Source organism: Marinovum sp. (assembly GCF_048263515.1).
In the GTDB taxonomy this organism is placed as follows: domain Bacteria; phylum Pseudomonadota; class Alphaproteobacteria; order Rhodobacterales; family Rhodobacteraceae; genus Marinovum.
Genome location: NZ_JBLXEC010000012.1, coordinates 105,846 through 131,512, shown reverse-complemented (window position 1 = coordinate 131,512; position 25,667 = coordinate 105,846). Strand labels below are relative to the sequence as shown.

19 protein-coding genes are annotated in these 25,667 nt (G+C 64.1%); 8 read left to right on the top strand and 11 right to left on the bottom strand.

Annotated elements, in window-relative coordinates:
- Window positions 1–221: 221 nt before the first annotated feature.
- Both ilvD and ACN0SE_RS12790 read left to right on the top strand, forming a co-directional pair.
- Window positions 222–2,057, top strand: coding sequence for a dihydroxy-acid dehydratase (ilvD, locus tag ACN0SE_RS12795; RefSeq protein WP_417524913.1), 1,836 nt, complete (start codon window positions 222–224; stop codon window positions 2,055–2,057).
- A 156-nt stretch (window positions 2,058–2,213) separates the two neighbouring features.
- On the top strand, window positions 2,214–2,972 hold the full coding sequence (locus tag ACN0SE_RS12790; RefSeq protein WP_417524912.1) for a helix-turn-helix transcriptional regulator: 759 nt from the start codon (window positions 2,214–2,216) through the stop codon (window positions 2,970–2,972).
- Between the two features lie 401 nt (window positions 2,973–3,373).
- Here the strand turns inward: ACN0SE_RS12790 and tsf are convergent, their stop codons facing one another.
- The 7 genes from tsf to ACN0SE_RS12755 form a co-directional block, all read right to left on the bottom strand.
- A complete protein-coding gene (gene tsf, locus ACN0SE_RS12785) occupies window positions 3,374–4,249 on the bottom strand; it encodes a translation elongation factor Ts (protein WP_417524911.1) in 876 nt (291 codons plus the stop codon).
- Between the two features lie 81 nt (window positions 4,250–4,330).
- Window positions 4,331–5,194 (bottom strand): 30S ribosomal protein S2, encoded by an 864-nt coding sequence (gene rpsB / locus ACN0SE_RS12780; protein ID WP_417524910.1) that lies wholly within the window; start codon window positions 5,192–5,194, stop codon window positions 4,331–4,333.
- Between the two features lie 583 nt (window positions 5,195–5,777).
- The gene (locus tag ACN0SE_RS12775; RefSeq protein ID WP_417524909.1) at window positions 5,778–6,866 is read right to left on the bottom strand and encodes an ABC transporter ATP-binding protein; all 1,089 of its coding nucleotides are present in this window, start codon (window positions 6,864–6,866) and stop codon (window positions 5,778–5,780) included.
- A gap of 18 nt (window positions 6,867–6,884) precedes the next feature.
- Entirely contained in the window at window positions 6,885–8,540 is a 1,656-nt protein-coding gene (locus ACN0SE_RS12770; protein ID WP_417524908.1) for an alpha-glucosidase family protein, read from the bottom strand.
- Window positions 8,540–9,679: a carbohydrate ABC transporter permease gene (locus ACN0SE_RS12765; protein WP_417524907.1), complete on the bottom strand. Its 1,140-nt coding sequence runs from the start codon at window positions 9,677–9,679 to the stop codon at window positions 8,540–8,542. Before ACN0SE_RS12765 ends, ACN0SE_RS12770 begins: the two co-directional genes overlap by 1 nt.
- Window positions 9,680–9,722: 43 nt before the next feature.
- Window positions 9,723–10,721, bottom strand: a complete 999-nt coding sequence (locus ACN0SE_RS12760) for a carbohydrate ABC transporter permease (protein WP_417524906.1) — start codon at window positions 10,719–10,721, stop codon at window positions 9,723–9,725.
- 87 nt (window positions 10,722–10,808) lie between these two features.
- Window positions 10,809–12,164: an ABC transporter substrate-binding protein gene (locus ACN0SE_RS12755; RefSeq protein WP_417524905.1), complete on the bottom strand. Its 1,356-nt coding sequence runs from the start codon at window positions 12,162–12,164 to the stop codon at window positions 10,809–10,811.
- Between the two features lie 271 nt (window positions 12,165–12,435).
- On the opposite strand from ACN0SE_RS12755, the gene ACN0SE_RS12750 reads away from it, so the two are divergent.
- From ACN0SE_RS12750 to ACN0SE_RS12725, 6 genes are all read left to right on the top strand, one after another.
- Window positions 12,436–13,464, top strand: a complete 1,029-nt coding sequence (locus ACN0SE_RS12750) for a LacI family DNA-binding transcriptional regulator (RefSeq protein WP_417524904.1) — start codon at window positions 12,436–12,438, stop codon at window positions 13,462–13,464.
- 57 nt (window positions 13,465–13,521) lie between these two features.
- Window positions 13,522–14,496, top strand: coding sequence for a glucokinase (locus ACN0SE_RS12745; protein ID WP_417524903.1), 975 nt, complete (start codon window positions 13,522–13,524; stop codon window positions 14,494–14,496).
- 85 nt (window positions 14,497–14,581) lie between these two features.
- Window positions 14,582–15,529 (top strand): NAD(P)-dependent oxidoreductase, encoded by a 948-nt coding sequence (locus ACN0SE_RS12740; protein WP_417524902.1) that lies wholly within the window; start codon window positions 14,582–14,584, stop codon window positions 15,527–15,529.
- 513 nt (window positions 15,530–16,042) lie between these two features.
- Window positions 16,043–18,889, top strand: coding sequence for a molybdopterin oxidoreductase family protein (locus ACN0SE_RS12735; protein WP_417524901.1), 2,847 nt, complete (start codon window positions 16,043–16,045; stop codon window positions 18,887–18,889).
- Window positions 18,890–18,965: 76 nt separating this feature from the next.
- Complete coding sequence (locus tag ACN0SE_RS12730; RefSeq protein WP_417524900.1) at window positions 18,966–19,706, top strand: 4Fe-4S dicluster domain-containing protein; 741 nt, start codon at window positions 18,966–18,968, stop codon at window positions 19,704–19,706.
- 10 nt (window positions 19,707–19,716) lie between these two features.
- A complete protein-coding gene (locus ACN0SE_RS12725; RefSeq protein WP_417524899.1) occupies window positions 19,717–20,652 on the top strand; it encodes a dimethyl sulfoxide reductase anchor subunit family protein in 936 nt (311 codons plus the stop codon).
- Window positions 20,653–21,115: 463 nt separating this feature from the next.
- Here ACN0SE_RS12725 and ACN0SE_RS12720 read toward each other — a convergent pair whose 3' ends face one another.
- Genes ACN0SE_RS12720 through ACN0SE_RS12705 form a run of 4 tightly spaced genes read right to left on the bottom strand, consistent with a single transcriptional unit; the run spans window position 21,116 to window position 24,977 of the window.
- Complete coding sequence (locus ACN0SE_RS12720) at window positions 21,116–22,078, bottom strand: ABC transporter ATP-binding protein (RefSeq protein WP_417524898.1); 963 nt, start codon at window positions 22,076–22,078, stop codon at window positions 21,116–21,118.
- On the bottom strand, window positions 22,079–23,053 hold the full coding sequence (locus ACN0SE_RS12715) for an ABC transporter ATP-binding protein (protein WP_417524897.1): 975 nt from the start codon (window positions 23,051–23,053) through the stop codon (window positions 22,079–22,081).
- A complete protein-coding gene (locus tag ACN0SE_RS12710; RefSeq protein ID WP_417524896.1) occupies window positions 23,053–23,997 on the bottom strand; it encodes an ABC transporter permease in 945 nt (314 codons plus the stop codon). The genes ACN0SE_RS12715 and ACN0SE_RS12710 overlap by 1 nt, the downstream gene beginning before the upstream one ends.
- The gene (locus ACN0SE_RS12705) at window positions 23,997–24,977 is read right to left on the bottom strand and encodes an ABC transporter permease (RefSeq protein WP_417524895.1); all 981 of its coding nucleotides are present in this window, start codon (window positions 24,975–24,977) and stop codon (window positions 23,997–23,999) included. Before ACN0SE_RS12705 ends, ACN0SE_RS12710 begins: the two co-directional genes overlap by 1 nt.
- Between the last annotated feature and the right edge of the window lie 690 nt (window positions 24,978–25,667).

Below are 25,667 nucleotides of genomic sequence, written 5' to 3'. Positions count from 1 at the left end.
AGCTCCCATGGCACAATCTCCTCATTAGATAACCCATTGGTTTCTAATAGGAGTCGCACTTCAAGGTAGCGCGCGCCCAGGCCCACTCATAGTTCTTATAATCGGTATTATGTGCATAAAAGGTGTGTCCAGACCCATGGAACACGTGGTTTTGCCCGCGCTCCTCTTGCCTTTGCCGGCTGAATATTGTTCCTGTCGGTCAAACGCAAAGGAACGCCGATATGCCGCATTACCGATCCAGAACTTCGACACATGGACGCAATATGGCCGGTGCGCGCGGGCTCTGGCGCGCGACGGGCATGACTGACGAGGATTTCGGCAAGCCGATCATCGCCATCGTCAACTCCTTCACCCAGTTCGTGCCCGGTCACGTGCACCTCAAGGACCTTGGCCAGATGGTCGCGCGCGAGGTCGAGGCCGCTGGTGGTGTTGCCAAGGAATTCAACACCATCGCCGTCGATGACGGTATCGCCATGGGCCATGACGGCATGCTCTACAGCCTGCCGTCACGCGAGGTCATTGCCGACAGCGTCGAGTACATGGTCAACGCCCATTGCGCCGATGCGATGGTCTGCATCTCGAACTGCGACAAGATCACCCCCGGCATGCTGATGGCGGCGATGCGGCTGAACATCCCGGCGATCTTCGTCTCCGGCGGCCCGATGGAAGCCGGCAAGATCGACATTGCCGATCTCGACATGAAGAAGATCGACCTGGTTGATGCCATGGTCGCCGCAGCCTCTGACACGATGACCGACGAACAGGTCCAGCATATCGAGGAAAACGCCTGCCCGACCTGTGGCAGCTGCTCCGGCATGTTCACCGCCAACTCGATGAACTGTCTGGCCGAGGCGCTGGGTCTGGCGCTGCCGGGCAACGGCTCGACGCTGGCGACGCATGCGGACCGCAAGAACCTGTTCCTGCAGGCCGGCCGTCAGATCGTCGAGATCACCAAGCGGCACTATCAGCTTGAAGAGAAAGGCTTTCTCCCGCGCGAGATTGCGACATTCGAAGCCTTTGAAAATGCCATGTCGCTCGATATCGCCATGGGCGGCTCGACCAACACGGTGCTCCACCTTCTGGCCATCGCCTACGAAGGCGGCGTCGATTTCACCATGCAGGACATCGACCGGCTGTCGCGCAAGGTGCCGTGCCTGTGCAAGGTGGCGCCGAATATCGAGAACGTCCATATGGAGGACGTGCACCGCGCTGGCGGGATTTTTTCAATCCTCGGAGAGCTTTACCGGGCGAACCTCTTGCACGGTGACACCGCGACGGTGCACAGCTCGACCATGGCCGAGGCGATTGCCCATTGGGACATCAAGATCGCCAACAACCCCGAGGCCGAGCAGCTGTTCCGCGCGGCCCCCGGCGGCGTGCGCACGACCCAGGCCTTCAGCCAGTCCAACCGCTTCAAGGAGCTGGATACCGACCGCGAAGGCGGCGTCATCCGCTCGAAAGAACATGCCTTCAGCCAGGATGGCGGGCTTGCGGTGCTCTTCGGCAATATCGCCGAGGAAGGCTGCATCGTGAAAACCGCCGGCGTCGACGCCAGTATCCTGCAGTTCACCGGCAGCGCCTATGTCTGCGAAAGCCAGGATCAGGCGGTGAGCGACATCCTGACCGGCAAGGTCAAGGCCGGCGACGTTGTGGTCATTCGCTACGAGGGTCCGCGCGGCGGTCCGGGCATGCAGGAGATGCTCTATCCGACGAGCTACCTGAAATCCAAGGGCCTCGGCAAGGATTGCGCGCTGCTCACCGACGGCCGCTTCTCCGGCGGCACCTCGGGCCTGTCGATCGGACACGTCTCGCCGGAAGCGGCCGAGGGTGGCACCATCGGTCTGGTGGAACATGGCGACAAGATCGAGATCGACATTCCGAACCGCCGCATTCACCTGGCGGTCGACGATGCCGAGCTCGCGGCGCGGCGCGAAAAGCGTGATGCCCTGGGCTGGAAACCGGCGCAGCCGCGCAAGCGCAAGATCTCGACCGCGCTCAAGGCTTATGCGGCGCTGACCACATCTGCCGCCAAGGGCGCGGTCCGGGTGGTCGATTAACCACGGCGGGGCCGGTGATCCGGCCCCTGCCCGTCTTTTTTTCTGGACTGGAAAGCACACCGCTGTCTAATGCTTGGACAGATGACGTGATGCTGCCCTGTCCGGCTCGGCCCCTTGCGTCCCGTTCCGTAGGATGGCGCAGCAAGGAGCCAAACCATGAGCCGTGACAACCGATACCTGCTCGAGCTGACCAACGCCCCGTCGATCGAGGCGCTTTGGGACATGCACAGCCGCAAGATGGCGGAGTATGGGTTCGACCGTCTGCTTTATGGCTTCACCTATTACCGCACCGAAACCTCGCTGGGCGATCCCAACGATTTCCTGCTGCTGAGCAATCACGATCCGAGCTATACCGACGCCTTCCTCGGCGACGAGCTGTACAAGAACGCGCCGATGACCCGCTGGGCCATGGGGCACGAAGGCGTGTCGAGCTGGCGGATGGTCGGCGATCTGGCCAGCCAGGGCGCGTTGAGCGACGCCGAGCTTGCGGTGGTCGAGTTCAATCGCCGGATGGGCGTGACCGTGGGCTACACGATCTCGTTCAAGGCGGTGTCACAGCGGTCAAAGGGCGCCATCGCGCTGACCGCGCGCAAGGGCATCAGCCAGGACGAGGCCGATGCGATCTGGGCCGAGCACGGCGAAACCATTGTCACCATGAACAATGTGGCGCACCTCAAAATCCTCACCCTGCCCTTCACCGGTCTGCATAAACCGCTGACCCCACGACAGCGCGAGGCGCTGGAATGGGTCGGCGACGGCAAGACGACCCAGGACATTGCGGTGATCATGGGGCTGACCGCCGCCACGGTAGAAAAACACCTCCGACTGGCGCGCGAGGCGCTGAATGTCGAGACCACGGCGCAGGCGGTTCTCAAGGCGGCATTCCAGAACCAGATGTTCGTTCTCGACCTCTGATCCAGCGGTCTCATTAACCGCTTTACGTTTTTTTCACGTTTCAAAGCGATTTGAAAGCATCGGATTCGACCGAGTATGGAAAACCCCACTTCATTACCTAGGGGAATTGAGGCAGTCTGAGAGCGTTCCGTGAGTGGTGGCAATTCAGCCAGGGAACGTCAGGATAGTGCCCCTTGTGATTTCAAGGTTCCTCTGTTCTGCCCGGGAAACCGGAGGTCGGTTTGGGGTGAATATTCCCACCTCAAATCGGCCACTTGGGCCGCACCGTCTCATCCCCATAAGTCCGGGGTGGTTCAAACAAAAGCGGAGCTGGCCGTCGCAGCCAGCTCCGCATTTTTTTGTGCAGCCTGTGTCCGCGCAGCCCCGACAATTCCGGGGCCGGCAGGATCAGACGGAAGACCTCAGCCTTGGGCGGCCTTGGCGACTTCGGCCGCGAAGTCTTCTTCTTTTTTCTCGATGCCTTCGCCCACTTCCAGACGGACATAACCGGTGATCTCGACACCTGCGTCCTTGGCAGCTTCGCCGACGGTCTTGTCGGGGTCGACCACGAAGGCCTGGCCCAGAAGCGTGACTTCGCTCATGAATTTCTTCATGCGGCCGACGATCATCTTCTCGATCACGGCGTCGGGCTTGCCCGATTCACGTGCGATGTCGATCTGGACCGAACGCTCTTTCTCGACCACGGCCGGGTCGAGATCGGCTTCGGAGAGCGCCGCCGGGTTGGCCGCTGCGATGTGCATCGCAACCTGCTTGCCGAAGGCTTCGTTGTCACCGGACAGCGCGACCAGAACACCGATCTTGCCCATGTTGGGGGCTGCGGCGTTGTGCACGTAGGACACGACCGAGGCACCCTCGAGGCGCGCCATGCGACGCAGCGACATGTTCTCGCCGATGGTGGCGATCTTGGCGGTGATCGTGTCGGCGACGGTCTTGCCACCGAGATCGGCCGCGGCCAGTTCTTCGATGTTCGACGCACCCAGAGCGGCGTCGGCGATGCCGGAAACCATGCCCTGGAATTCGGCGTTCTTGCCGACGAAGTCGGTTTCGGAGTTCACTTCGACCGCGACACCCTTGCCACCGTCGACGTTGACGGCCACGAGGCCCTCGGCGGCGGTGCGGCCGGATTTCTTGGCGGCCTTGGCCAGACCCTTGGTGCGCAGCCAGTCGATGGCCGCTTCGATGTCACCATCGGTCTCGGTCAGCGCCTTCTTGGCGTCCATCATGCCTGCGCCGGTCATTTCGCGCAGTTCTTTCACCTGCTTGGCAGAAATCGCCATGTTGGCTCTCCTTGAAAGGTTGGGCCGGGGGCGGCCTGTGCCGCCCCCTCATGTATCAAAAGCGTGACGCTGGCGTGACGCTCAGCTGTCGGCTTTTTCGGTCTTGGCTTCGGGCTGGTCCAGGTCGTAGGGCGCGTCCTTGGCCATCACGTCGTCGGACACGGTCTCGGACGAGGCATCGCCGACCACGGTCTCGGTCACGACTTCTTCTTCCGGGGCCTCTTCCATGGCGCCGATATCGACACCTGCGGCGCCGAGCTGGGCCGACATGCCGTCAAGCGCCGCGCGCGAGGCCAGATCGCAGTAGAGCGCGATGGCACGGGCCGCGTCGTCGTTGCCGGGGATGATGTAATCCACGCCGTCGGGCGAGCAGTTGGTGTCGACGATGGCAACAACCGGGATGCCCAGCTTGTTGGCTTCTGCCACGGCCAGCGCTTCCTTCTTGACGTCGATGACGAAGAGCAGGTCAGGCACGCCGCCCATTTCGCGGATACCGCCGAGCGAAGCCTGAAGCTTCTGCTGGTCACGTTCCATGCCCAGGCGCTCTTTCTTGGTGAGGCCTTCGAAGCCGCCTTCCATCTGCTCGTCGATGTTCTTCAGACGGCTGATAGATTGCGAAACGGTTTTCCAGTTGGTGAGCGTGCCGCCCAGCCAGCGGTGGTTCATGTAGTATTGCGCGCAACGCTCGGCGGCATCTGCCACCGGCTGAGCTGCCTGACGCTTGGTGCCGACAAAGAGCACGCGGCCGCCCTTGGCGACGGTGTCGCGGATGACCTGCAGCGCCTGGTCCAGCATCGGGACGGTCTGCGTGAGGTCCATGATGTGGATGCCATTGCGCGCGCCGTAGATGAACTCGCCCATGCGGGGGTTCCAGCGTTGCGTCTGGTGGCCAAAGTGAACGCCAGCTTCCAGCAGCTGACGCATGGTGAACTCGGGAAGAGCCATGCTTCTTTTCCTTTCCGGTTTACGCCTCGGTGCGGGATGAGAAGCCTCTGCTTCAACCGGTGGACGATCAGGGATGTCTCCCCCGAAAGCCCGCCCACACCTGCGGATTAGTGACGCGCGTATAGACGGGATACCACCGGGGCGCAAGAGGCAGTTTGGATTTGGCGTCCATGCGCCCTGCTCTCGCCGCCCGCCGGGCCAGCGGGATACCGCTGCTACGGGGGGTCGGAAGTACTTTATCCCGGCCAGATCCGGAAGACCTCGGAGCGACGCGCCAACGTCAGCCAAAGCGGCAGCCCGGCCGGGCGGGCAGCCGCTGGCCCGGCGGGCTGACGCCCTTGATTCCGGGCCTGGCAGAGGCTCGGGCGAAAATCAGAAACTCGGATAGTTCGATAACGCCATAAGATGAAGGGCCAACGGCTGCCCGCGGGATGCCGCTGCCACGGGGGTTCGGAAGCACTTTATCCCCGCCAGATCCGGAAGACCTCGGACCTACGCGCTCACGTCAGCCAAAGCGGCAGCCCGGGGTGCGGGCAGCCGCTGGCCCGGCGGCCTGCGGCCTTGATTCCGGGCCCTGCAAAGATCACCGATAAAGCAGTGACACCCCGTTGGCGAACAGATGCACCTTCGCCGGGTCCGCCGTCAGCCGCACGTCCTGGCCGCGTACATCCGTGTGGATCCCCTGCAGCTTGCCGATCACCGCGTCCTGGCCGCCTTGTTTCTCGAAATAGAGCAGCGTCACCTCGCCAAGGGCCTCGATGATATCGACCCGGCCCTCGAAGATCGCATCGCCCTCGGTCTCGACGAAATCCTCGGGCCGCACGCCGACATTGACCATCATGCCCATGTCCTGCTCGCGCGTCGGATAGTTCGACACCGCCACGCCGCCATCGGCCATCTGCACACGCGTCTGCGCCCCGGTGCCCACCACCTGCCCCGGCAGCAGGTTCATCGCCGGCGAACCGATGAACTGCGCCACGAATTCGCTGTTGGGCCGCTCGTAGAGGTCGAGCGGGCTGCCGACCTGGGCGATGCCCTTGTTGGCCAGCACCACGATCCGCGTCGCCAGCGTCATCGCCTCGACCTGGTCGTGGGTCACGTAGACCATCGTCGAATTGGGCATCTGCTCCTTGAGCTTGGCGATCTCGATCCGCGTCGCCACCCTGAGCGCCGCGTCGAGGTTCGAGAGCGGCTCGTCGAACAGATAGACCTTGGGGTCGCGCACGATCGAGCGGCCGATCGCCACCCGCTGCCGCTGCCCGCCGGACAACGCTTTGGGCAGACGGTCGAGATAGGGATCGAGCTGCAGCAGCTTCGCCGCCCGGTCCACCGCCGCATCGATCTCGGCCTGCGGCTTCTTGGCGATCTTGAGCGCGAAGGACATGTTCTCGCGCACCGTCATGTGCGGATAAAGCGCGTAGGACTGGAACACCATGGCGATGCCGCGCTGCGATGGCGGCACGTCGTTGACCACCTGCCCGTCGATCTCCAGCGTGCCCGAAGTGATCTTTTCCAGCCCGGCAATCATTCGCAGCAACGTGGACTTGCCACAGCCCGAAGGCCCGACAAAGACCACCAGCTCGCCGGTCTGGATGTCGAGGTCGATGTGGTTGAGCACGTTGACCGCGCCGCCGTAGGTCTTTTCCACATCGGTCAATTTGAGATTGGCCATCGGTCTTCCTTTCAGGCGTTATTGCTTGCGCGCCAGGGCGGGTTGCCAGGGCCCCAGGTGCAGTTTGCCGTCGGCTTGCGGCGCGGCAGAGTTCAGCGCTTCGCCGATCTGCTGCCACTCGCCCTCGGGCATGTCGATGCTGGCCGGCGTGTCGCTGAGGTTGAAGGCGCAGAAGATCGTCTCGCCCTCGTGGCTGCGCTCGAAGCTCAACACGTCACCCTCGGCCAGCAGCTTTGCGTGGGCGCCCTTCATCAGCGCCGGATGGGCATGGCGAAAAGCCAGAGCGTGGCGGTAATGGTGTAGCAGCGCGTCGGGCGTGTCTTCCTGTGCCGCCACCGACAGATGCAGATGCTCGCGGCTCACCGGCAGCCAGGGCGTGGCCTCGGAGAAACCGCCGTTCTGGTTGGACGCGTCCCAGACCATCGGCGTGCGACAGCCGTCGCGGCCCTTGAACTCGGGCCAGAACTCTATGCCGTAGGGATCCTGCAGGTCTTCGAAGGCAACCTCGGCTTCCGGCAGCCCCAGCTCCTCGCCCTGATAGAGACAGACCGAGCCGCGCAGGCAGTGGATCAGCGTCGCATAGGCCTTGGCCGATTGCGGAGTCAGCCCCCAGCGGGTGACATGGCGCGGCACGTCGTGGTTGGAAAACGCCCAGCAGGGCCAGCCATCGGGCGCGGCGGCATCAACGGCGGTCAGCACATCGACCACCCGCTGCGCGGTCAGGTCCTTGCCGGAGAGGAAGTCGAAGGCGTAGCACATGTGCGCCTTGTCACCGCCAGAGGTATATTCCCCCATGATCTCGAGCCCGCGCTGCGCATCGCCGACCTCACCCACCGAGGTGGTGCCGGGATATTCGTTCAGCAGGGCGCGAAAACGTTGCAGAAACTCAAGGTTCTCTGGCTGGTTCTTCGAGTAAAGGTGAAGCTGGTAGTTGTAAGGGTTCACCGACGGCGCGATCGAGGCGTTGCGAAGTTCAGCCGGGAGTGGAGGATTGTCGCGCAACTCCTTGTCATGAATGTAGAAGTTGATCGTGTCCAACCGAAAGCCATCGACCCCGCGATCGAGCCAGAACCGCACGCTGTCGAGCAGCGCATCCTGCACCGCCGGGCAGTGGAAGTTCAGGTCCGGCTGGGTGGTCAGGAAGTTGTGCAGATAGTATTGTTCGCGCCGCGTGTCCCACTGCCAGCCGGAGCCGCCAAAGATCGACAGCCAGTTGTTGGGCGGCGTGCCGTCGGGCTTGGGGTCGGCCCAGACGTACCAGTCGGCCTTGGCATTGTCGCGGCTCTGGCGGCTCTCCTGAAACCAGGCGTGCTGGTCCGAGGTGTGCGAGAGCACCTGGTCGATCATCACCTTGAGCCCCAGCCCGTGCGCCGTCTCGATCAGCCTGTCAAAGTCGGCCAGGGTGCCGAACATCGGATCGACGTCGCAGTAATCGCTGACGTCATAGCCGAAATCCTTCATCGGCGAGGTGAAGAACGGCGAGATCCAGATGCCGTCGACGCCGAGCGAGGCGATATGCGGCAGCCGTTGGGTGATACCGTCGAGGTCACCGATGCCGTCGCCGTTGCTGTCCTGGTAGGAGCGCGGATAGATCTGGTAGATCACCCCGCCGCGCCACCAGTCCGGGTCTTCCTGGCGCGAAGGTTTCAACGTGTTTTCCGTGGGTTGGTTCATCATTTCACCGATCCGGCCAGGAGGCCGCGTACGAGGTATTTCTGCATTGCGAAGAAAACGATCAGCGGCACGATGATCGAGACAAAGGCCGAGGTCGCAAGGATTTCCCACTGCCCGCCGCGCGAGCCCATGAGGTTGACCAGTCGGCCGGTCAGCACCAGCGTCTCGTCATCGGTGCCGAGGAAGACCAGCGCCACCAGCAGGTCGTTCCAGGTCCAGAGGAACTGGAAGATGGCAAAGGAGGCCAGCGCCGGGAACGAAAGCGGCAGGATGATCTTGGTGAAGATCTGGAACTCCGACGCGCCGTCGACGCGGGCATTCTCGATGATGTCGCGCGGCAGGCCGACCATGTAGTTCCTGAGCAGGTAGATCGCCAAGGGCAGGCCAAAGCCGGTATGGGCCAGCCAGACGCCCAGATAGCCCTTGCCGATGCCGATCTGGTTGTGCAGCTGCAACAGAGGGATCAGCGCCAGCTGCAACGGCACCACCAGAAGCCCCACCACTGCCGCGATCAGCAGCGAGCGGCCGGGAAAATCCATCCAGGCGAGGGCATAAGCGGCAAATGCTGCTACCAGGATCGGGATTATCGTCGCCGGGATCGCCACCGTCAGCGTATTGATGAAGGCGCGTCCGATCCCTGCCCCGGCGGTATCCGAGGTCAGAACGTTGACGTAGTTGTCGAGGGTGAATTCCGGCGGCGCCGAGGCGGTGGTAAAGACCCGAGGCAGGCGCTGACCCTCCCAGCTTTCGGGCCCGGTCAGGCGGAACAGGCCGCGATCGTCGACGGTCAGCGCTGCGCCATCGCCGAGATCGGCGGTATGGCCGGCCTCATAGGCCTCGGGCTCGCGCGACGAGGTGCCCCAGGCGATGACCGTGCTGTCGCTTTCAGGGAACAGCGCGCCCTCGATCACGTAGAGATCGGAATCGCGGGTTTCCTCTCCTGACAGCCGAATGGCCGGCAGCTGGCGTTCCTGCGTGGTGAGCGAGGCCCACCAGCCGGACGACGAGATCTGGTCTGAGGTGCGGAACGAGCTGACGAACAGCCCGAGGGTCGGAAACACCCAAGCCATCACCAGCACCAGCACCGAGATATGCACCGCCCAGGTCAGGGTCGATTTCTGGCCTGCAATATTGTCCATCGGTCAGTCCTTTCGGCTGCGACGTCACACCCCGGGGGCGGCGTCAGCGCATTTCCTTGCGTGCATTGCGCACGTTCCAGACGAGGATCGGTGTCACCAGCAGCATGATGATCATCGCCGAGGCCGAGCCGACACCCCAGTCGAAGGAGCGGAACAGCTTGTCATACATGTAGTTGGCCAGCACCTGCGTCTCCCACTGGCCGTTGGTCATGGCGAGCACGATGTCGAAGACCTTGAGCACCACCAGCGTGATCGTCGTCCAGACCACCACGATGGTCGACATGATCTGCGGCACCTTGATCTTGAAGAAGATCTGCAAGGGGCTGGCGCCATCGATGATCGCCGCCTCGATGGTTTCCTCGGGGATGCCGCGTAGGGCCGCCGAGAGGATCACCATGGCAAAGCCGGTCTGGATCCAGATCAGCACGATCATCAGCAGAAAGTTGTTCCACGGGATGATCGTCAGCCACTGTTGCGGCTCGCCGCCCATCCCCACCCAGATCGCATTGAGCAGACCGATCTGCTCGGTGCCCTCGGGGCGGGTGTCATAGATCAGTTTCCAGATTACCGAGGCACCGACGAACGAGATCGCCATCGGCATGAAGATAAGCGACTTGGCAAAGTTGCCCCAGGAGATCCGGTCGCTGAGTTGCGCCGCCAGCAGGCCAAAGGCCGTCGACATGGCGGGCACAACGATCAGCCACAGGGTGTTGTTGCGCAGGGCTTCCCAGAATTTCTCGTCAGCGAACATCTGCTGGTAATTCGCCAGCCCGACAAAGGCGCCGCCCTGATCGCGGTCGGTCAGCGACAGCCAGAGCGTCGCAAAGACCGGATAGGCCAGATAGAGCCCCAGCGCGAAAAGTGCCGGAAACAGGAACAGCCAGGGCCGGATCTGGTTGGCGCGGTTGATGTTGCGCCCGGCATTCGGGCCCTTGGGCGGAAAGAACACGGTGTCGAGAAGGACGTTGGAAAAGTAGAAATACCCGATACAGCCTCCGACGCCCAAAACGATGGTCAGAAGTCCCATGATGGCTGGATGCATGTCCGCCCCTCCCGAAATACAGGTCTCGTGGTGTCGCAGTCGGTCCGAGTGACGCCCGGGGCTGTCCCCGGGCGTCGGTCGTGAGGCTTACTTCAGGCCGTCCCAGCTGTCCTGGATCGACTGGGCCACGTCGGCGGCGGATTTGCCGCCGGTGTAGTCGACCATGCCGGTCCAGAACGACCCGGCGCCGACACCGGCCGGCATCAGGTCGGACCCGTCAAACCGGAAGGTGGTGGCGTTCAACAGGATTTCGCCCTGCTTTTTCAGCGCGTCATTGGCATAGAGCTCGACATTGGCGTCCTTGAAGGGCGTCAGGAAGCCGGCCTGCGCCATCCACAGCTCATGCGCGATGGGCGTCTTGATGAAGTCGATGAAGGCGCGTGCGCCGGGGCTGTCCTTGGTGATGAACACCGAGGTGCCGGCACCCAGAACCGGTTTGCCCAGATCCTTGTCTTCGTAGGCCGGGAAGTAGAAGAAATCGGCATCCGTGCCCAGTTCCATGCCGTCCGGGAAGAAGGTCGGAATGAACGACGCCTGCTTGTGCATGTAGCACTGCGGCGGCGAGGAGAACAGGCCATCGGGGCTGTCGCGGAAGTCGATCGAGGCCACGGCCCCTGCACCACCGGCGACGTAATCGTCATTGCCGGCAAAGGCGCCGAATTCGTCGATCGCCGCGACGATCCGCTCGTCGGTGAAGGGGATCTCGTTGCTCACCCATTGGTCATAGACTTCGGGCGGCTGGGTGCGCAGCAGCAGGTCTTCGACCCAGTCGGTTGCCGGCCAGCCGGTCGCACCGCCAGAGCCCAGACCGATGCACCACGGGGTGCCGCCGTCTTCGACGATCTGATCGTTCAGTGCCTTGAGCTCTTCCATGGTCTGCGGGATCTCGTATCCGGCATCCTCGAAGTTGTCGGGGCTGTACCAGACCAGCGATTTCACGTCGATCTTGTAGGGAAAGGCATAAAGCCGCTCTTCGCCGTCGGGTCCGGGGAACGTGCCCAGCGCGACCCAGCTGTCGCCGGCGGAATAATTCTCGCGCAGCCAGGCTTCGGTGTCTTCGCCCAGCGGCTCGACAAAGCCCTTGGCGGCGAGGTTGGCAATCAGCCCGGGCTGCGGCAGCACCGAAACGTTGGGCGGCGAGCCGGCCTCGGTGTCGATGACGATCTGCTGCTCGTAGCTCTCGGACGAGGCATAGGACACGGTCGCCCCGGTGGCTTCGGTGAAATAAGTCAGGATGCTTTCGATCAGGGCCTGGTCATCGCCGCGCCACGGGCCGAAGATGCTGACATTCTCGCCGGTCAGGTCATGCTTGGCGGCAAAGGCTTCAAGGCTCTCCCAGTTGAAGTCTCCCTCGCCTTTCATGAATGGCTGGTGGCTCTCGGCCTGTGCGGATGCCGCTGACAGCGCAAGGGCCGCAACACTCGCATAAAGCGAAATCTTCATTATTATTTCCTCCCAGTGCGTTGGTTCGCACACTCTATCGAACACTGTGTTACGCTTTATGGCAAGCCTCTCCTCTGAACTTGCCAAAGCGCTTTGGTGCCTTTAAGGTTGTCGTCACGTCGGGCAAAAGTCAACTAAAGAATATGCAAGAAAACCAATGGTTTCGCCGCATTGCAGAAAGACATGTTCGTTCAAATGTCAGTTTGCCTTGTCGGCCGGGACATGTAAAACAAAAATCGCGCATTAACCTCTGGAAAGGTCAGAGCCCATCATGAACCTTAGGAAACTCGCCGAACAATTAGGGCTCTCTCAGACAACGGTTAGCCGGGCTCTGAACGGCTATCCCGAAGTCAGCGAAAAAACCCGCGAACGGGTGCGCAAGGCGGCACTGGATTTCAACTACAAGCCCAACACCCGGGCGCGGTCTCTCGCTACGGGAAAAGCGATGGCGATCGGCCATGTCATCCCGGTCTCGACGCAGCAGGAAATGGTCAACCCGATCTTCGGCGATTTCGTCACCGGCGCCGGAGAGGTCTATTCCGAAAACGGCTATGACATGCTGCTGTCGCTGGTGTCCGACAGCGACGAAGAGAATTTCTACCGCGATCTCAAGATCAAGGGCACGGTCGACGGCATCGTCATGCACAGCCCCAGCATGGACGACTGGCGCATCGACCTGCTGAACGAGCTGCGCCTGCCCTACGTGGTGCATGGCCGCGCCAGTTCGGTCACCGCGCCCTATTCCTGGGTCGATGTCGCCAATGCCACCGCTTTCGAGGCGATGACCGGCCATCTGACCAGCTTGGGCCACCGCCGCATTGCGCTGATCAACGGTATCGAATCGCTGGATTTTGCCCATCGCCGACGTCGCGGATTCCTGAATGCCCTGAAGGACGCCGGGCTCGAGGCCGACCCGGCGCTGATGGCCTCGTCCGACATGACCGAGAGCCTCGGCTTTGACGAGGCCAGCCGCATGCTGGCGCTGGACAACCCGCCCACCGCCTTTGCCGTGTCGTCGCTGATCACCGCGCTGGGTGTGCGCCGCGCCATCGAACAGGCCGGGCTGACCGTGGGCCGGGAAGTCTCGGTCGCCACCTTCGACGATGACCTGTCCTATCTGCGCAACGGCACGCTGGAGGCACCGGTGTTTTCCGCCGTCCGCAGTTCCGTGCGCGAGGCCGGCCGCCGGGTCGGCAGCATCCTGCTGTCGCGGATCTCCGATCCGCTGGCGCCGCCGACCTCGGAAATGATCCCCTTTCATCTGGTCGCCGGTACCACCACCGGTCCGGCGCCCACCTGACCTCTGCCCCCTGCCCCTCAGCCCGACGCGCCGCCCTGGCGCTGACACAGGACCCACATGACCCAGACCGACGCTCTCACCCTTGTTGCCGATATCGGCGGAACCAACACCCGCGTGGCCCTGGCCTGCGGCGTCGAGCTGCAGCCCGGTTCGATCCGTCGCTATCGCAATGCCGAGGCCGGATCGCTGGAGGAGGTGCTGAAAAAGTACATCGCCGAGACCTCCGCCAGCCCGGTGGCCGCCTGTATCGCCGGCGCCGGCCCGGTGATGGATGGCGTGTTGCGGATGACCAACCTGTCCTGGGTGATCGACGAAGCCTGCGTGCGCGAAGCCTCTGGTGCGGCCCGTGTTGCCGTGCTCAACGATCTGCAGGCCCAGGGCCATGCGCTCAGTCATCTAGGCCCCGACGACCTGCGGCCGCTGCTCGCGGGCGGCACGGGGTCTGGCAGCACGCGGCTGGTGGTTGGCCTCGGCACCGGCATGAACATCGCCATGGTCTTTGAACACGGCGGTCTGACCCTGGTGCCGCCCTCGGAAGCCGGCCACATGAGCCTGGCCCTGCGTCAGGCCGACGAGCTGGGCCTGGCCGAATTCCTGAAATCCGAGGGCGAGTTCCCCTCGGTCGAAGAGGCGCTTTCGGGCCGCGGGTTGCAGGCGCTTTATCAATGGCGCCGCGCCGAAGCCGGCAACCCCGGTGCCAAGCCGCCGGCCGAGATCATGGCCGGCGTGGCCGATGGCAGCGACGCGCAAGCGGTTGAAGCGGCGGAATATTATGTACGCTTCGCCGGTCGCGTCACCGGCGATCTGGCGCTGGCGCAGCTGCCCTTCGGTGGCATCTACTTCATCGGCGGTGTCAGCCGCTCGCTGGCGCCCTATTTCGACAGCATGGGTTTTGGTGCCTCGTTCCGCGACAAGGGCCGGTTCTCGGACTTCATGGACCAGTTCCCGGTCTGGCTGATCGAGAACGACGAGGCGGCGCTCGTGGGCTGCGCCTCGCATATGGCCGAGATCATGGGCCAGACACCTGAGTGATTTCCGCGCCGCGGCCGGCGATTTCGTTTGACCGGAAAGGGCCTTGTCTTCGAGATGGGCCGGAATGCAAACGGAGGGCTGCGGCATGAAGATCGGCTTTGTGGGGCTTGGAAACGTCGGCAGCAAGCTCTCTGGCAGCCTGCTGCGCAATGGGCATGACCTGTCGGTGCATGACCTCGACCCGGCGCTTGTGGCGGGCTTCGTGGCACGGGGCGCGCGGGACGGTGGATCGCCGGCGGCGCTGATGCGCGACTGCGAGGTGGTGATCACCTGCCTGCCCTCGCCTGCCGCCTCGGCCGCGGTGCTGACCCAGATGCTGCCGGAGGTCTCGGCCGGCAAGGTCTGGCTGGAGATGTCGACCACCGACGAGGCCGAGGTCAAGCGGCTGGGCGGTGAGGTCATCGCCCTGGGCGGGGCTGCGGTGGATTGCCCGGTCTCGGGCGGCTGTCACCGGGCCGACACCGGCAATATCTCGATTTTCGCCGGCTGCGACCGGGCGACATTCGAACGGGTGCTGCCACTGCTGACCACCATGGGCCGGCGGGTGCTGCACACCGGCGACCTGGGTTCGGCCTCGGTTCTGAAGGTGGTGACCAACTACCTCGCCACTGCCAATCTGTTGTCCTGCGCCGAGGCGCTGGTGACCTGCAAGGGCGCCGGCATGGACCTTGCCACCGCCTATGAGGCGATCGCGATCAGCTCGGGCACCAGCTTCGTGCACGAGACCGAGAGCCAGGTGATCCTGAACGGCTCGCGCGACATTTCGTTCACCATGGACCTGGTGAAGAAGGATATCGGTTTGTTCCAGGAGGTGGCCGACCGCGCCGGCGTGCCTTTGGAGATCAATCCTTTGATGATGCGGATCATCGACGACGGGATCTCTCGGTACGGGCCGCGGGAGCTGTCGCCCAACATCATCCGGCGGCTCGAGGATGTGACCGGGCTCGAGGTGCTTGCGCCCGGGTTTCCGCCGGAGATGACGGATGATGAGCCGGAAGAGCCGGGCTACGAGGTGGTGCCGCGGGGGCGGTGAGGTTGCTTGACGGCTGATCTTTGCGCGGCCCGGAACAAGGCCTAAGGCCGCCCGACCGAGCTGCCGCTTTGTCTGTCCTTGGCGCGTCGTTCCGAAGTCTTCCTGACTTGGCCGAGATAAAGCTCTGATGAACCACCCCAGAAGCGGCACCCCGCGGGCAGCCGCTGGCCTGGCTTGGTCCTGAATGTTGCTGGTCTGAACGATGCGCCTTCTCCTCGAACGCTGATCCCCGAGTGGCCCGGAATCAAGGGCGTCAGCCCGCCGGGCCAGCGGCTGCCCGCCCGACCGGGCTGCCGCTTTGGCTGACGTGTGCGCATCGTTCGGAGGTCTTCCGGATTTGGCTTGGATAAAGCGCTGCAGAAAGACTGTAGCTGCGGCATCCCGCGGGCAGCCGCTGGCCCGGCTATACCTTATAGACCCCATATCCTTCGACACCCGAAAGGAAATATTTCCTAACCCCAGCCTTTTATGCCAACGTCCTCCCTGAATCGCAGTGACCTCAGGACGGATCGCATGACCACCAGCCCGAAGATCGAGACAAGCGCCCCGGTCGGTGACGAGATGAAGCAGACCACCTGCTACATGTGTGCCTGCCGCTGCGGGATCAACGTGCATCTCAAGGACGGCAAGGTCCGCTACATCGAGGGCAACCGCGATCACCCGGTCAACAAGGGCGTGCTCTGCGGCAAGGGCAGCGCCGGCATCATGCAGCACTATTCCCCGGCCCGCCTGCGCGCACCGATGAAACGGGTGGGACCGCGCGGCTCTGGGCAGTTCGAGGAGATCTCCTGGGAAGAGGCGCTCAGCCTCGCCACCGACTGGCTGGGCACGGTGCGCAAGACCGACCCCAAGAAGCTCGCCTTCTTCACCGGCCGAGACCAGAGCCAGAGCCTCACCGGCTTCTGGGCGATGAAATACGGCACGCCCAACTTTGCAGCCCACGGCGGCTTCTGCTCGGTCAATATGGCGGCCGGCGGGCTTTATACCTTTGGCGGGGCGTTCTGGGAATTCGGCGATCCGGACTGGGACCTGACCAAGTACTTCATGCTGTTTGGTGTGGCCGAGGACCATGCCTCGAACCCGATCAAGATCGGCATCGGCAAGCTCAAGAAACGCGGCGCCAAGGTGGTCTCGATCAACCCGGTGCGCACCGGTTACAACGCCGTGGCCGACGAATGGGTCGGCATCCGCCCCGGCACCGACGGGCTGTTTGTCGGCGCGCTGATCCACGAGTTGTTCCGCACCCAACAGATCGACCTCGACTACCTGGTGCGCTATACCAACGCCCCCTGGCTGGTGATCCACGATCCCGGTGCGGCGGACGACGGGCTCTTTGCCCGTGACGCCGACGGCAACCCGCAGGTCTGGGATCAGGCCACCGGCGCATTGGGCAATGGCAAGGCCGCCGACATCCAGCCGGCGCTGACCGGCACGCGCGAGCTGCCCGATGGCCGCAAGGCGCGCCCGGTCTTCGAGCTGATGGCCGAGCGCTATCTGGCCGAGGACTACGCGCCAGAGGCGGTGGCCGAGCGCACTGGCGTGCCCACCGAGCAGATCCGCCAGATCGCCGCGGAACTGGCGCATGTCGCCTTCAAGGAGGAAATCGTGCTCGACCGCCCCTGGACCGACTGGGCCGGGCGCAAGCATGACAAGATGATCGGTCGCCCGGTGTCGATGCACGCCATGCGCGGGATCTCGGCCCATTCCAACGGCTTCCAGACCTGCCGGATGATCCATATCCTGCAGATCCTGCTGGGCTCGATCGATACGCCCGGTGGCTTCCGCTACAAGCCGCCCTACCCCAAGCAGACCCCGCCGAACCTGCTGCCGCACGGCGCGGCCGGTGACATCAAGCCGGAAATGCCGCTGGGCGGCCCGCACCTGGGCTTTCCGCATGGGCCCGAACATCTGCTGCTGGACGGCGAAGGCCAGCCCAACCGGCTCGACAAGGGGTTTTCCTGGGATGCGCCGATCTCGGCCCATGGGCTGATGCACATGGTGATCAACAACGCCGCCACCAAGGATCCCTACGGCATCGACGTGCTCTTCATGTACATGGCCAACATGGCCTGGAACTCGTCGATGAACGTGCCGGGCACGCTGGATGCGCTGACTGCCAAGGATGACAACGGCGACTACGTGATCCCCAAGATCATCTATTCCGACGCCTATTACTCCGAAACGGTGCCCTTCGCTGATCTGATCCTGCCCGACACCACCTATCTCGAACGCTACGACTGCATCTCGCTGCTCGACCGGCCGATTTCCGAGCCAGAGCTGGTGGCCGACGGCATCCGCCATCCCGTGGTCAAGCCCGACCGCAATGTCCGCGGCTTCCAGGAGGTGCTGATCGACATCGGCGCGCGGCTGAATCTGCCGGGGTTTGTCAAGGACGACGGCAGCCCGATGTATCCCGGCGGCTATGCCGATTACATCACCAACCATGAACGCAAGCCCGGCATCGGTCCGCTGGCCGGCTGGCGCGGCGAGGATGGTGACAAGTCCTGCGTCGGCGAGCCCAACCCCAAGCAGATCGAGCGCTACATCGAGAACGGCGCCTTTTTCGGCCTGCATCTCGACCCGAGCCACGCCTATTACCGCTTTGCCAACCGCGGCTACCTTGACTGGGGGATCGAGAAAGGCATTCGCCTGTCGCCCGAACCGACGATCTTCCAGCTCTATTGCGAGCCTCTGCAGAAATTCCGGCTGGCCGCCATGGGCCATGGCGATCGTCAGCCGCCGGACCGGGCGCGCGAGCGCATCAGGACACATTTCGACCCGCTGCCCTTCTGGTACGCGCCTTTCGAGGAGCAGATGACGAAGGGCTTTCCGCTGCACGCCATCACCCAGCGGCCGATGCACATGTACCATTCCTGGGGCTCGCAGAACGCCTGGCTGCGCCAGATCACGGCGCAGAACCGGCTCTACGTGCATACATCCGTGGGGGTCGAACATGGCCTCAAGGATGACGACTGGGTCTGGCTCACGTCGCATCTCGGCCGGGTGAAATGCCAGATCCGGCTGATGGACGGGGTCAACCCGCATACGGTCTGGACCTGGAACGCCATCGGCAAGCGCCGCGGCGCATGGGCACTGTCGCATGACGCGCCAGAGGTGAAGGAGGGCTTCCTGCTCAACCACCTGATTTCCGAGCTCCTGCCCAAGGGCGGCGGCGGCTATCGCTATTCCAACTCGGATCCCTTGACCGGCCAGGCGGCCTGGTTCGACCTGCGGGTGAAGATCGAGAAGGCCGAGACAGCAGGCACCTCGCCGCTGTTCGAGCCTTTGGGCGACGATGTGCTGCCGGAGCCGCCGGGAAGCCTGGCATTCGGCAAGGAATGGAAGGAGCCAGCGGAATGAGCGCTCGACATCGGCCCCGGAGGGCGTACCGCCTGTATCCCGCCGCCCTGCAACACCCGACCCTGGGAGACACCCTATGACCACCCTCCCCGAAAAGACCGACAAGAGCCTCGGCCTGGTCATCGACCTCGACATCTGCGTCGGCTGTCATGCCTGTGTCACCTCCTGCAAGGAATGGAACACCGGTGGCTACTCCGCTCCGCTGACCGACCAGGAGCCTTATGGCGAGGACCCGCATGGCGCCTTTCTCAACCGCGTCCACAGCTACGAGATCGACAACGACCATTGGAAAGGCACGGTGCATTTCCCGCGCTCCTGCCTGCACTGCGAGACGCCCGACTGCGTCACCGTCTGCCCCACCGGCGCCAGCTACAAGCGCGAGGAGGACGGCATCGTTCTGGTCAATCCCGACACCTGCATCGGCTGCAAGCTTTGTTCCTGGGCCTGTCCCTATGGCGCACGGGAATATGACTACGACGACGGGGTGATGAAGAAATGCACCCTCTGCGTCGACCGCATCTATAACGAGACCATCCCCGAAGAGGACCGCGTGCCCGCCTGCGTCAAGGCCTGCCCGACCGGTGCGCGAGCCTTCGGCGACCTCGCCGATCCCGACAGCGCCGTGTCGCAGAACGTCGCCGCCCGCGACGGCTTCAACCTGCTCGACGAGTTCGGCTACAAGCCGGTCAACAAGTACCTGCCGCCGCGCAAGGCCTCTGACCGCACGCCGCAGGTCGCAGCCACGCCACAGGCGCAGGGCGATGGCTCGGCGCTCGACAAGCTCTTTGCCTGGGCCGACCGCGCCCTCAGCCGCTGAAGGACCAGAGATGCATCCTGCCTATTCGGTCATCCTCTTCACCACCTCCTCCGGCGCGGGTTACGGCCTGCTGTTCTGGCTCAGCCTTGCGCATGTGCTGGGCGCGCAGCCGGTCACCGGCTGGAGCTTTTTTGCCGGGCTCTTCATCGCCTTGGGCCTGATCACCCTGGGGCTTCTGAGCTCGACCTTCCACCTTGGCCGGCCCGAGCGGGCGTGGCGCGCGCTGTCGCAATGGCGCTCGTCCTGGCTCTCGCGCGAAGGCGTGGTGGCGGTGGCCACCTATGTGCCCGCCGGTCTGCTGTTGCTGCTGGCGCTTTTCGGCGTGACCGGCTGGCTGTCGCTGCCGCTGGCGGTGCTGAGCGCTGTTGGCGCCGTGGCGACCGTCTGGTGCACCGGCATGATCTACGGCTCGCTGCGCACGATCCGCGAATGGCACCAGCCCATGGTGCCCTGGATCTATCTCGCCAATGCCGCGGCCTCCGGCGCGGTGCTGCTGGCGCTGCTCCATGCGTTTTCCGGCCGGGAGGTGCACTGGGTGAGCCTGCTGGCGCTGGTCGCGCTGGTCGTCGCCGGCGCGCTCAAGGTGCTCTACTGGCGTCGGATCGATGCCGATCAAGGGGCTTATACCGCCGAGATGGCCCTGGGGCTCGAAGGCGTGAAGCGCCAGCTCGAACCGCCGCACAGCCGACCGAACTACGTGATGCGCGAGATGGGTTATGACGTGGCGCGCAAGCACGCCGAGACCCTGCGCCGTTCGGTGCTGGTCTGGGGCTTCGCGGTGCCCGGGGTGATGCTGGCGTTTCAGGCGCTGACCGGCGGTCTGGGTCCGGTGCTGATGCCGATCGTGGTGCTGGCGGCAGCCGGTGGCCTGGTGGTCGAACGCTGGCTGTTCTTCGCAGAGGCGAGCCATGTGTCGATGCTGTACTACGGTGCCAAGCGGGCCTGAGGCACCGAGCCGCGCATTGCCGGCGCGCGCGGTGGCGATCCGGCATTAGTTCAGCAGCGCTTTATCCCCGCCAAATCCGGAGAACCTTGGAGCGACGCGCATACGACTACCAAATCGCCAGCGCGATGGGGCGCGCCGGCGATGCGCGGCGGCCTGCGGCCGCTGTTAACGCGCATTGGCACGGCTCGGAGGTTCTTCTGGTGCTGATTACGGTTTAACGACGGCGTGAAGGCCCAAGCCGCGCATTGCCGGCGCGCGCGGTGGCGATCCGGCCTCGGTTCAGCCGCGCTTTATCTCAGCCAAATCCGGAGAACCTCGGAGCGACGCGCATACAACTACCAAATCGCCAGCGCGTGGGGGCGCGCCGGCGATGCGCGGCGGCCTGCGGCCTTGATTCCGCGCCTGGGCGTTGCCCGTAGGTTCCGCCTAAGCGTTCAAGGAAGGCAGACGAAGCCCAACAGCCCTACTCCGCAAAGTGGCACGCCACCCGCGTTCCGCCGATCCGCCGCATCTCCGGCCGGTCGCGCTTGCAGACCTCCTGCGCCAGCGGGCAGCGCGGGTGGAAGGCGCAGCCGGGTGGCGGGTTGATCGGGTCGGGGATCTCGCCCTCTGGCGGCTGGATCTCGCGGCCGAAGCCATCCATCTTGGGCGCCGCTTCAAGCAGCATCTGCGTATAGGGATGCTTGGGGTCCTGGAACAGCTGCTCGGGGGCTGCCTCTTCCACCAGCCGGCCGAGATAGAGCACGCCGATCACGTCGGCCATGTGCCGCACCACCGTCAGATCGTGGCTGATGAACACATAGGTCAGCCCGAAATCGTCCTTCAGGTCGCTCATCAGGTTCAGCACCTGCGCCTGCACCGAAACATCCAGCGCCGAGGTCGGCTCGTCGCAGACAATCAGCCGCGGCTCCGAGGCCAGCGCCCGCGCGATGCAGATCCGCTGACGTTGACCGCCGGAGAACTCATGCGGGAACTTGCCGGCATCCTTGACCGACAGCCCGACCTGCTCGAGCAGCTTCTCGGCCATGCCCTCGGTCTTGCCCCCGCGCGAGGCGACCGGCTCGACGATGATGTCCTTGACCCGCCAGCGCGGGTTGAGCGAGGCGTAGGGGTCCTGAAAGATCATCTGGATATCGGCGCGCACCGCGTCGATCTTGTCGGCGTCGGTCTCGTTCGCCAGATCGATCCCCTCGATCTCGACCTTGCCGTCTGACGGCCGCAACAGCCCCACCAGCATCTTGCCGATGGTCGACTTGCCCGACCCGCTCTCGCCCACCAGCGCATAGGTCGAGCGTTCCGGCACCTCGAAATCCACCTCGGAGACGGCGGTCAGATATTCCTTCTTGCGCCGCTCCAGCACCCGGTTCAGCCAGGGCTTCGAGACGTCGAACACGCGGCTCAGATTTTCGACTTTGACCAGAGCCATTCAAACGACCTTTTCTTCGACGAGGGGGTGCCAGCAGGCGGCCATGCCATCCTTGACCTTGGGCGGTGGCGGCGTGCGACAGACCTCGGTGGCGCGCGGACAGCGCGGGTTGAAGGCGCAACCGTCGGGCACTGCATCAAGCCGCGGCATGGCGCCGGGGATCTGGTGCAGCCTCGCCTTGCCGGCCGAGGCCAGCGGCGTCGAGGCCATCAGCCCGTGGGTATAGGGATGCTGCGGCCGGGTCAGCACGTCGCGCACCGGACCCAGCTCGGCCAGACGGCCGGCATACATCACCGCCACCCGGTCGGTGGCCTCGGCGATCACCCCCATGTCATGGGTGATCAGCATCACCGCTGTGCCGCGCTCGCGGCAGAGCCGCTTCAGAAGCGCGATGATCTGCGCCTGCACCGAGACGTCGAGCGCCGTGGTCGGCTCGTCGGCGATGATGAGCGAGGGTTCGGCACAGAGCGCGAGCGCAATCACCACCCGCTGCCGCATGCCGCCCGAAAATTCATGCGGATAGGAGTTCACCCGCGCCGCAGCGCCGGGAATGCCCACTTCTTCCAGCGCCGCCACGGCACGTCTGCGTGCCTCGGCCTCGCCGATCTTGAGGTGGGTCTGCATGGTCTCGACCAGCTGATCGCCGATCTGCAACAGCGGGTTGAGCGAGGTCAGCGGGTCCTGGAAGACCATGCCGATCTCCTTGCCGCGCAGTCTCCGCATCGCCTCGCCGCGCAGCTGGTCGATCCGCTTGCCATTGAGCCAGATCTCGCCGCGCGCGATATGTGCCGGCGGCGTCAGAAGCCCGATGACCGCATTGCCGGCCATGGATTTGCCGGCGCCGGATTCACCGACGACGCCGAGGATCTCGCCAGCGGAGATGTCATAGCTCACGCCGTCGACGGGCCTGACGATGCCATGGCGGGTGGGAATTTCGACCGAGAGGTCGCGAATGGAAAGCACGGGGTCAGCCATCAGCGCAGCCTCGGGTTCAGGGCGTCACGCAGCCAGTCGCCCAGCAGGTTGACGGAAAGGGCCAGCGCCAGCAGCGTGACGGCGGGGAAGAACAGGATCCACCACTCGCCCGAGAACAGGAAGCCCTGGCCGATGCGAATGAGCGTGCCCAGCGACGGCTGGGTCGGCGGCGCGCCGACACCGAGGAAGGACAGCGTCGCCTCGGCAATGATCGCCAGCGCCAGCGAGATCGTGGCAATCACCAGCACCGGAGACAGCACGTTGGGCAGGATGTGGCGCAGCATGATCGCGCCCGGTTTGCGACCGATCAGCCGCGCCGCCTGGACGTATTCCTTGTTCTTCTCGACCAGGGTCGCGCCGCGCACCACGCGGGCGAACTGCACCCAGTCGGACAGGCCGATGGCAAGGATCAGCACCCAGATCGCCATCTGGTCGCGGTATTCCACCGGGGTCACCCCCTTGGCGATACCGAAGATCAGCATGGCGACGAGGATCGAGGGAAAGGTCAGCTGCACGTCGGCGACGCGCATGATGATGGTCTCGACCCAGCCGCCGACATAGCCCGAGATCAGCCCCAGCGTGATGCCCAGCACCATGGCGAATGCCACGGCGGCCACGCCCACGAAAAGCGAGATCCGCATGCCGTAGAGGATGGTCGAAAACACGTCGCGGCCCTGGTCGTCGGTGCCCAGCAGAAATTCGTCACCGGTAAAGGCATTGGGTTCCAGCGGCGGCGTGAAGCCGTTCATCAGGTTGAGCGAGGACGGATCGAACGGGTTGGTGGTGGCGACCCAGGGCGCAAAGACCGCCGAGAGCACCAGCACCAGCACCACCAGCGCCGAGATCACCGCCACGGGCGAGCGGCGGAAGGTGTAGAAGACATCGCTTTCCAATGCCAGGCGCAGCCGCGATTTCGGCGGCGGCGCGACGGGAGTATCGGTCATCAGTGGCCTCCGGAGCGGTCCGCGCGCAGGCGCGGATCGATGAAGAAGTAAAGGATATCCACCAGCAGGTTGATGCCCACGAACATTACCGAGATCAGCATGAGGTAGGCCGCCATCACCGGGATGTCGACGAACTGCACCGCGTTGATGAACAGCAATCCGACGCCGGGCCACTGGAACACCGTCTCGGTGATGATGGCAAAGGCGATGATCGCGCCCAGCTGCAGGCCGATCACGGTGATCACCGGCACCATGGTGTTCTTGAGCGCGTGGCGGAAGTTCACCGCCCGGTCCTTGAGCCCGCGGGCGCGGGCAAAGCGGATGTAATCCTGGCGCAGCACCTCGAGCATCTCGGAGCGCACCAGCCGCATGATCAGCGTCATCTGGTAGAGCCCTAGGGTGATCGACGGCAGGATCAGCGCCTTGAGCCCGCTTTCGGTCAGAAAGCCGGTCTTCCAGCCGCCGAGATCCACCACCTCGCCGCGTCCGAAGCTGGGCAGCCAGCCCAACTCGACCGAGAAGACGTAGATCAGCAGGATGCCGATCAGGAAGGTCGGCAGCGAGACGCCGATCAGCGAGGCCGACATGATGGCATGGGCCAGCCAGCCGTCGCGGCGGATCGCGGTGAAGACGCCGAGCGCGATGCCGAAGAGGATGGCAAGGATGCCCGAGACCGCGGCCAGCTCCAGCGTCGCCGGGGCGCGTTCCAACAGGATCTGCGTCACCGGGCGGCCCTGCCTGTAGCTGACGCCGAAGTTGCCCTGGATGGCCTCCTGCAGGAACTTGAAGTACTGGACGAAGAACGACCGGTCGAGCCCGAGCTGTTCGCGCAGCCGCGCGATATCCTCGGCGGTGCGCTCCTGGCCCAGCATGTTGTCGATCGGATCGCCCACGAAGTTGAACATCGAAAAGGCGACAAGCCCGACGATCAACAGGACAAGAAGGGATTGGCCGATACGGCGGATGATGAATGCAAGCATGGCCGTCAAAAGAACTTGCAGGCCGGTATGCGTCAAGGGCAAATCCGCCCGGTTTACGCGCGGACGCCCCTCAGGTGACGCGATGTTCCGGCGGTTCGGGGGGCAAAGCTGAAGTTCGGCTCACATCAGCCCCCTGCCCCTTGGCTAAAGCCGGGCCTGCGGCTGCCCGCGGGATGCCGCTGCAGCTCGTGTTCGGAAGCGCTTTATCCCGGTCAGATCCGGACAAGGAATGATCGGCGCGCTGACGTCAGCCGAAGCGGCAGCCCGATGGGGCGACGGCTTGCGGCCTTGTTCCGGGCCCGTGCGAAGATCATCGTTTGGGCAATTGCCATGAGCGACACTTGCATCGCTCAAGTCCAGGCCGGGCCAGCGGCTGCCCGCGGGGTGCCGCTGCAACCTGCGTTCGGCAGCGCTTTATCCCGGTCAGATCCGGACAAGGAATGATCGGCGCGCCGACGTCGACAAAGCGGCAGCCCGATGGGGCGGGCAGCCGCTGGCCCGGCGGCCTGCGGCCTTGTTCCGGGCCTGTGAGACGATCACCGTTTGGTAAATTGGCCATGAGCAACACTTGCATCGCTCATGTCCAAGCCGGGACCGTGGCTGCCCGCGGGGTGCCGCCACGCCCTCAAGTTCCGCAGTGCTTTATCCCAGCCAGATCCGGACAAGGAATGATCGGCGCGCCTACGTCAG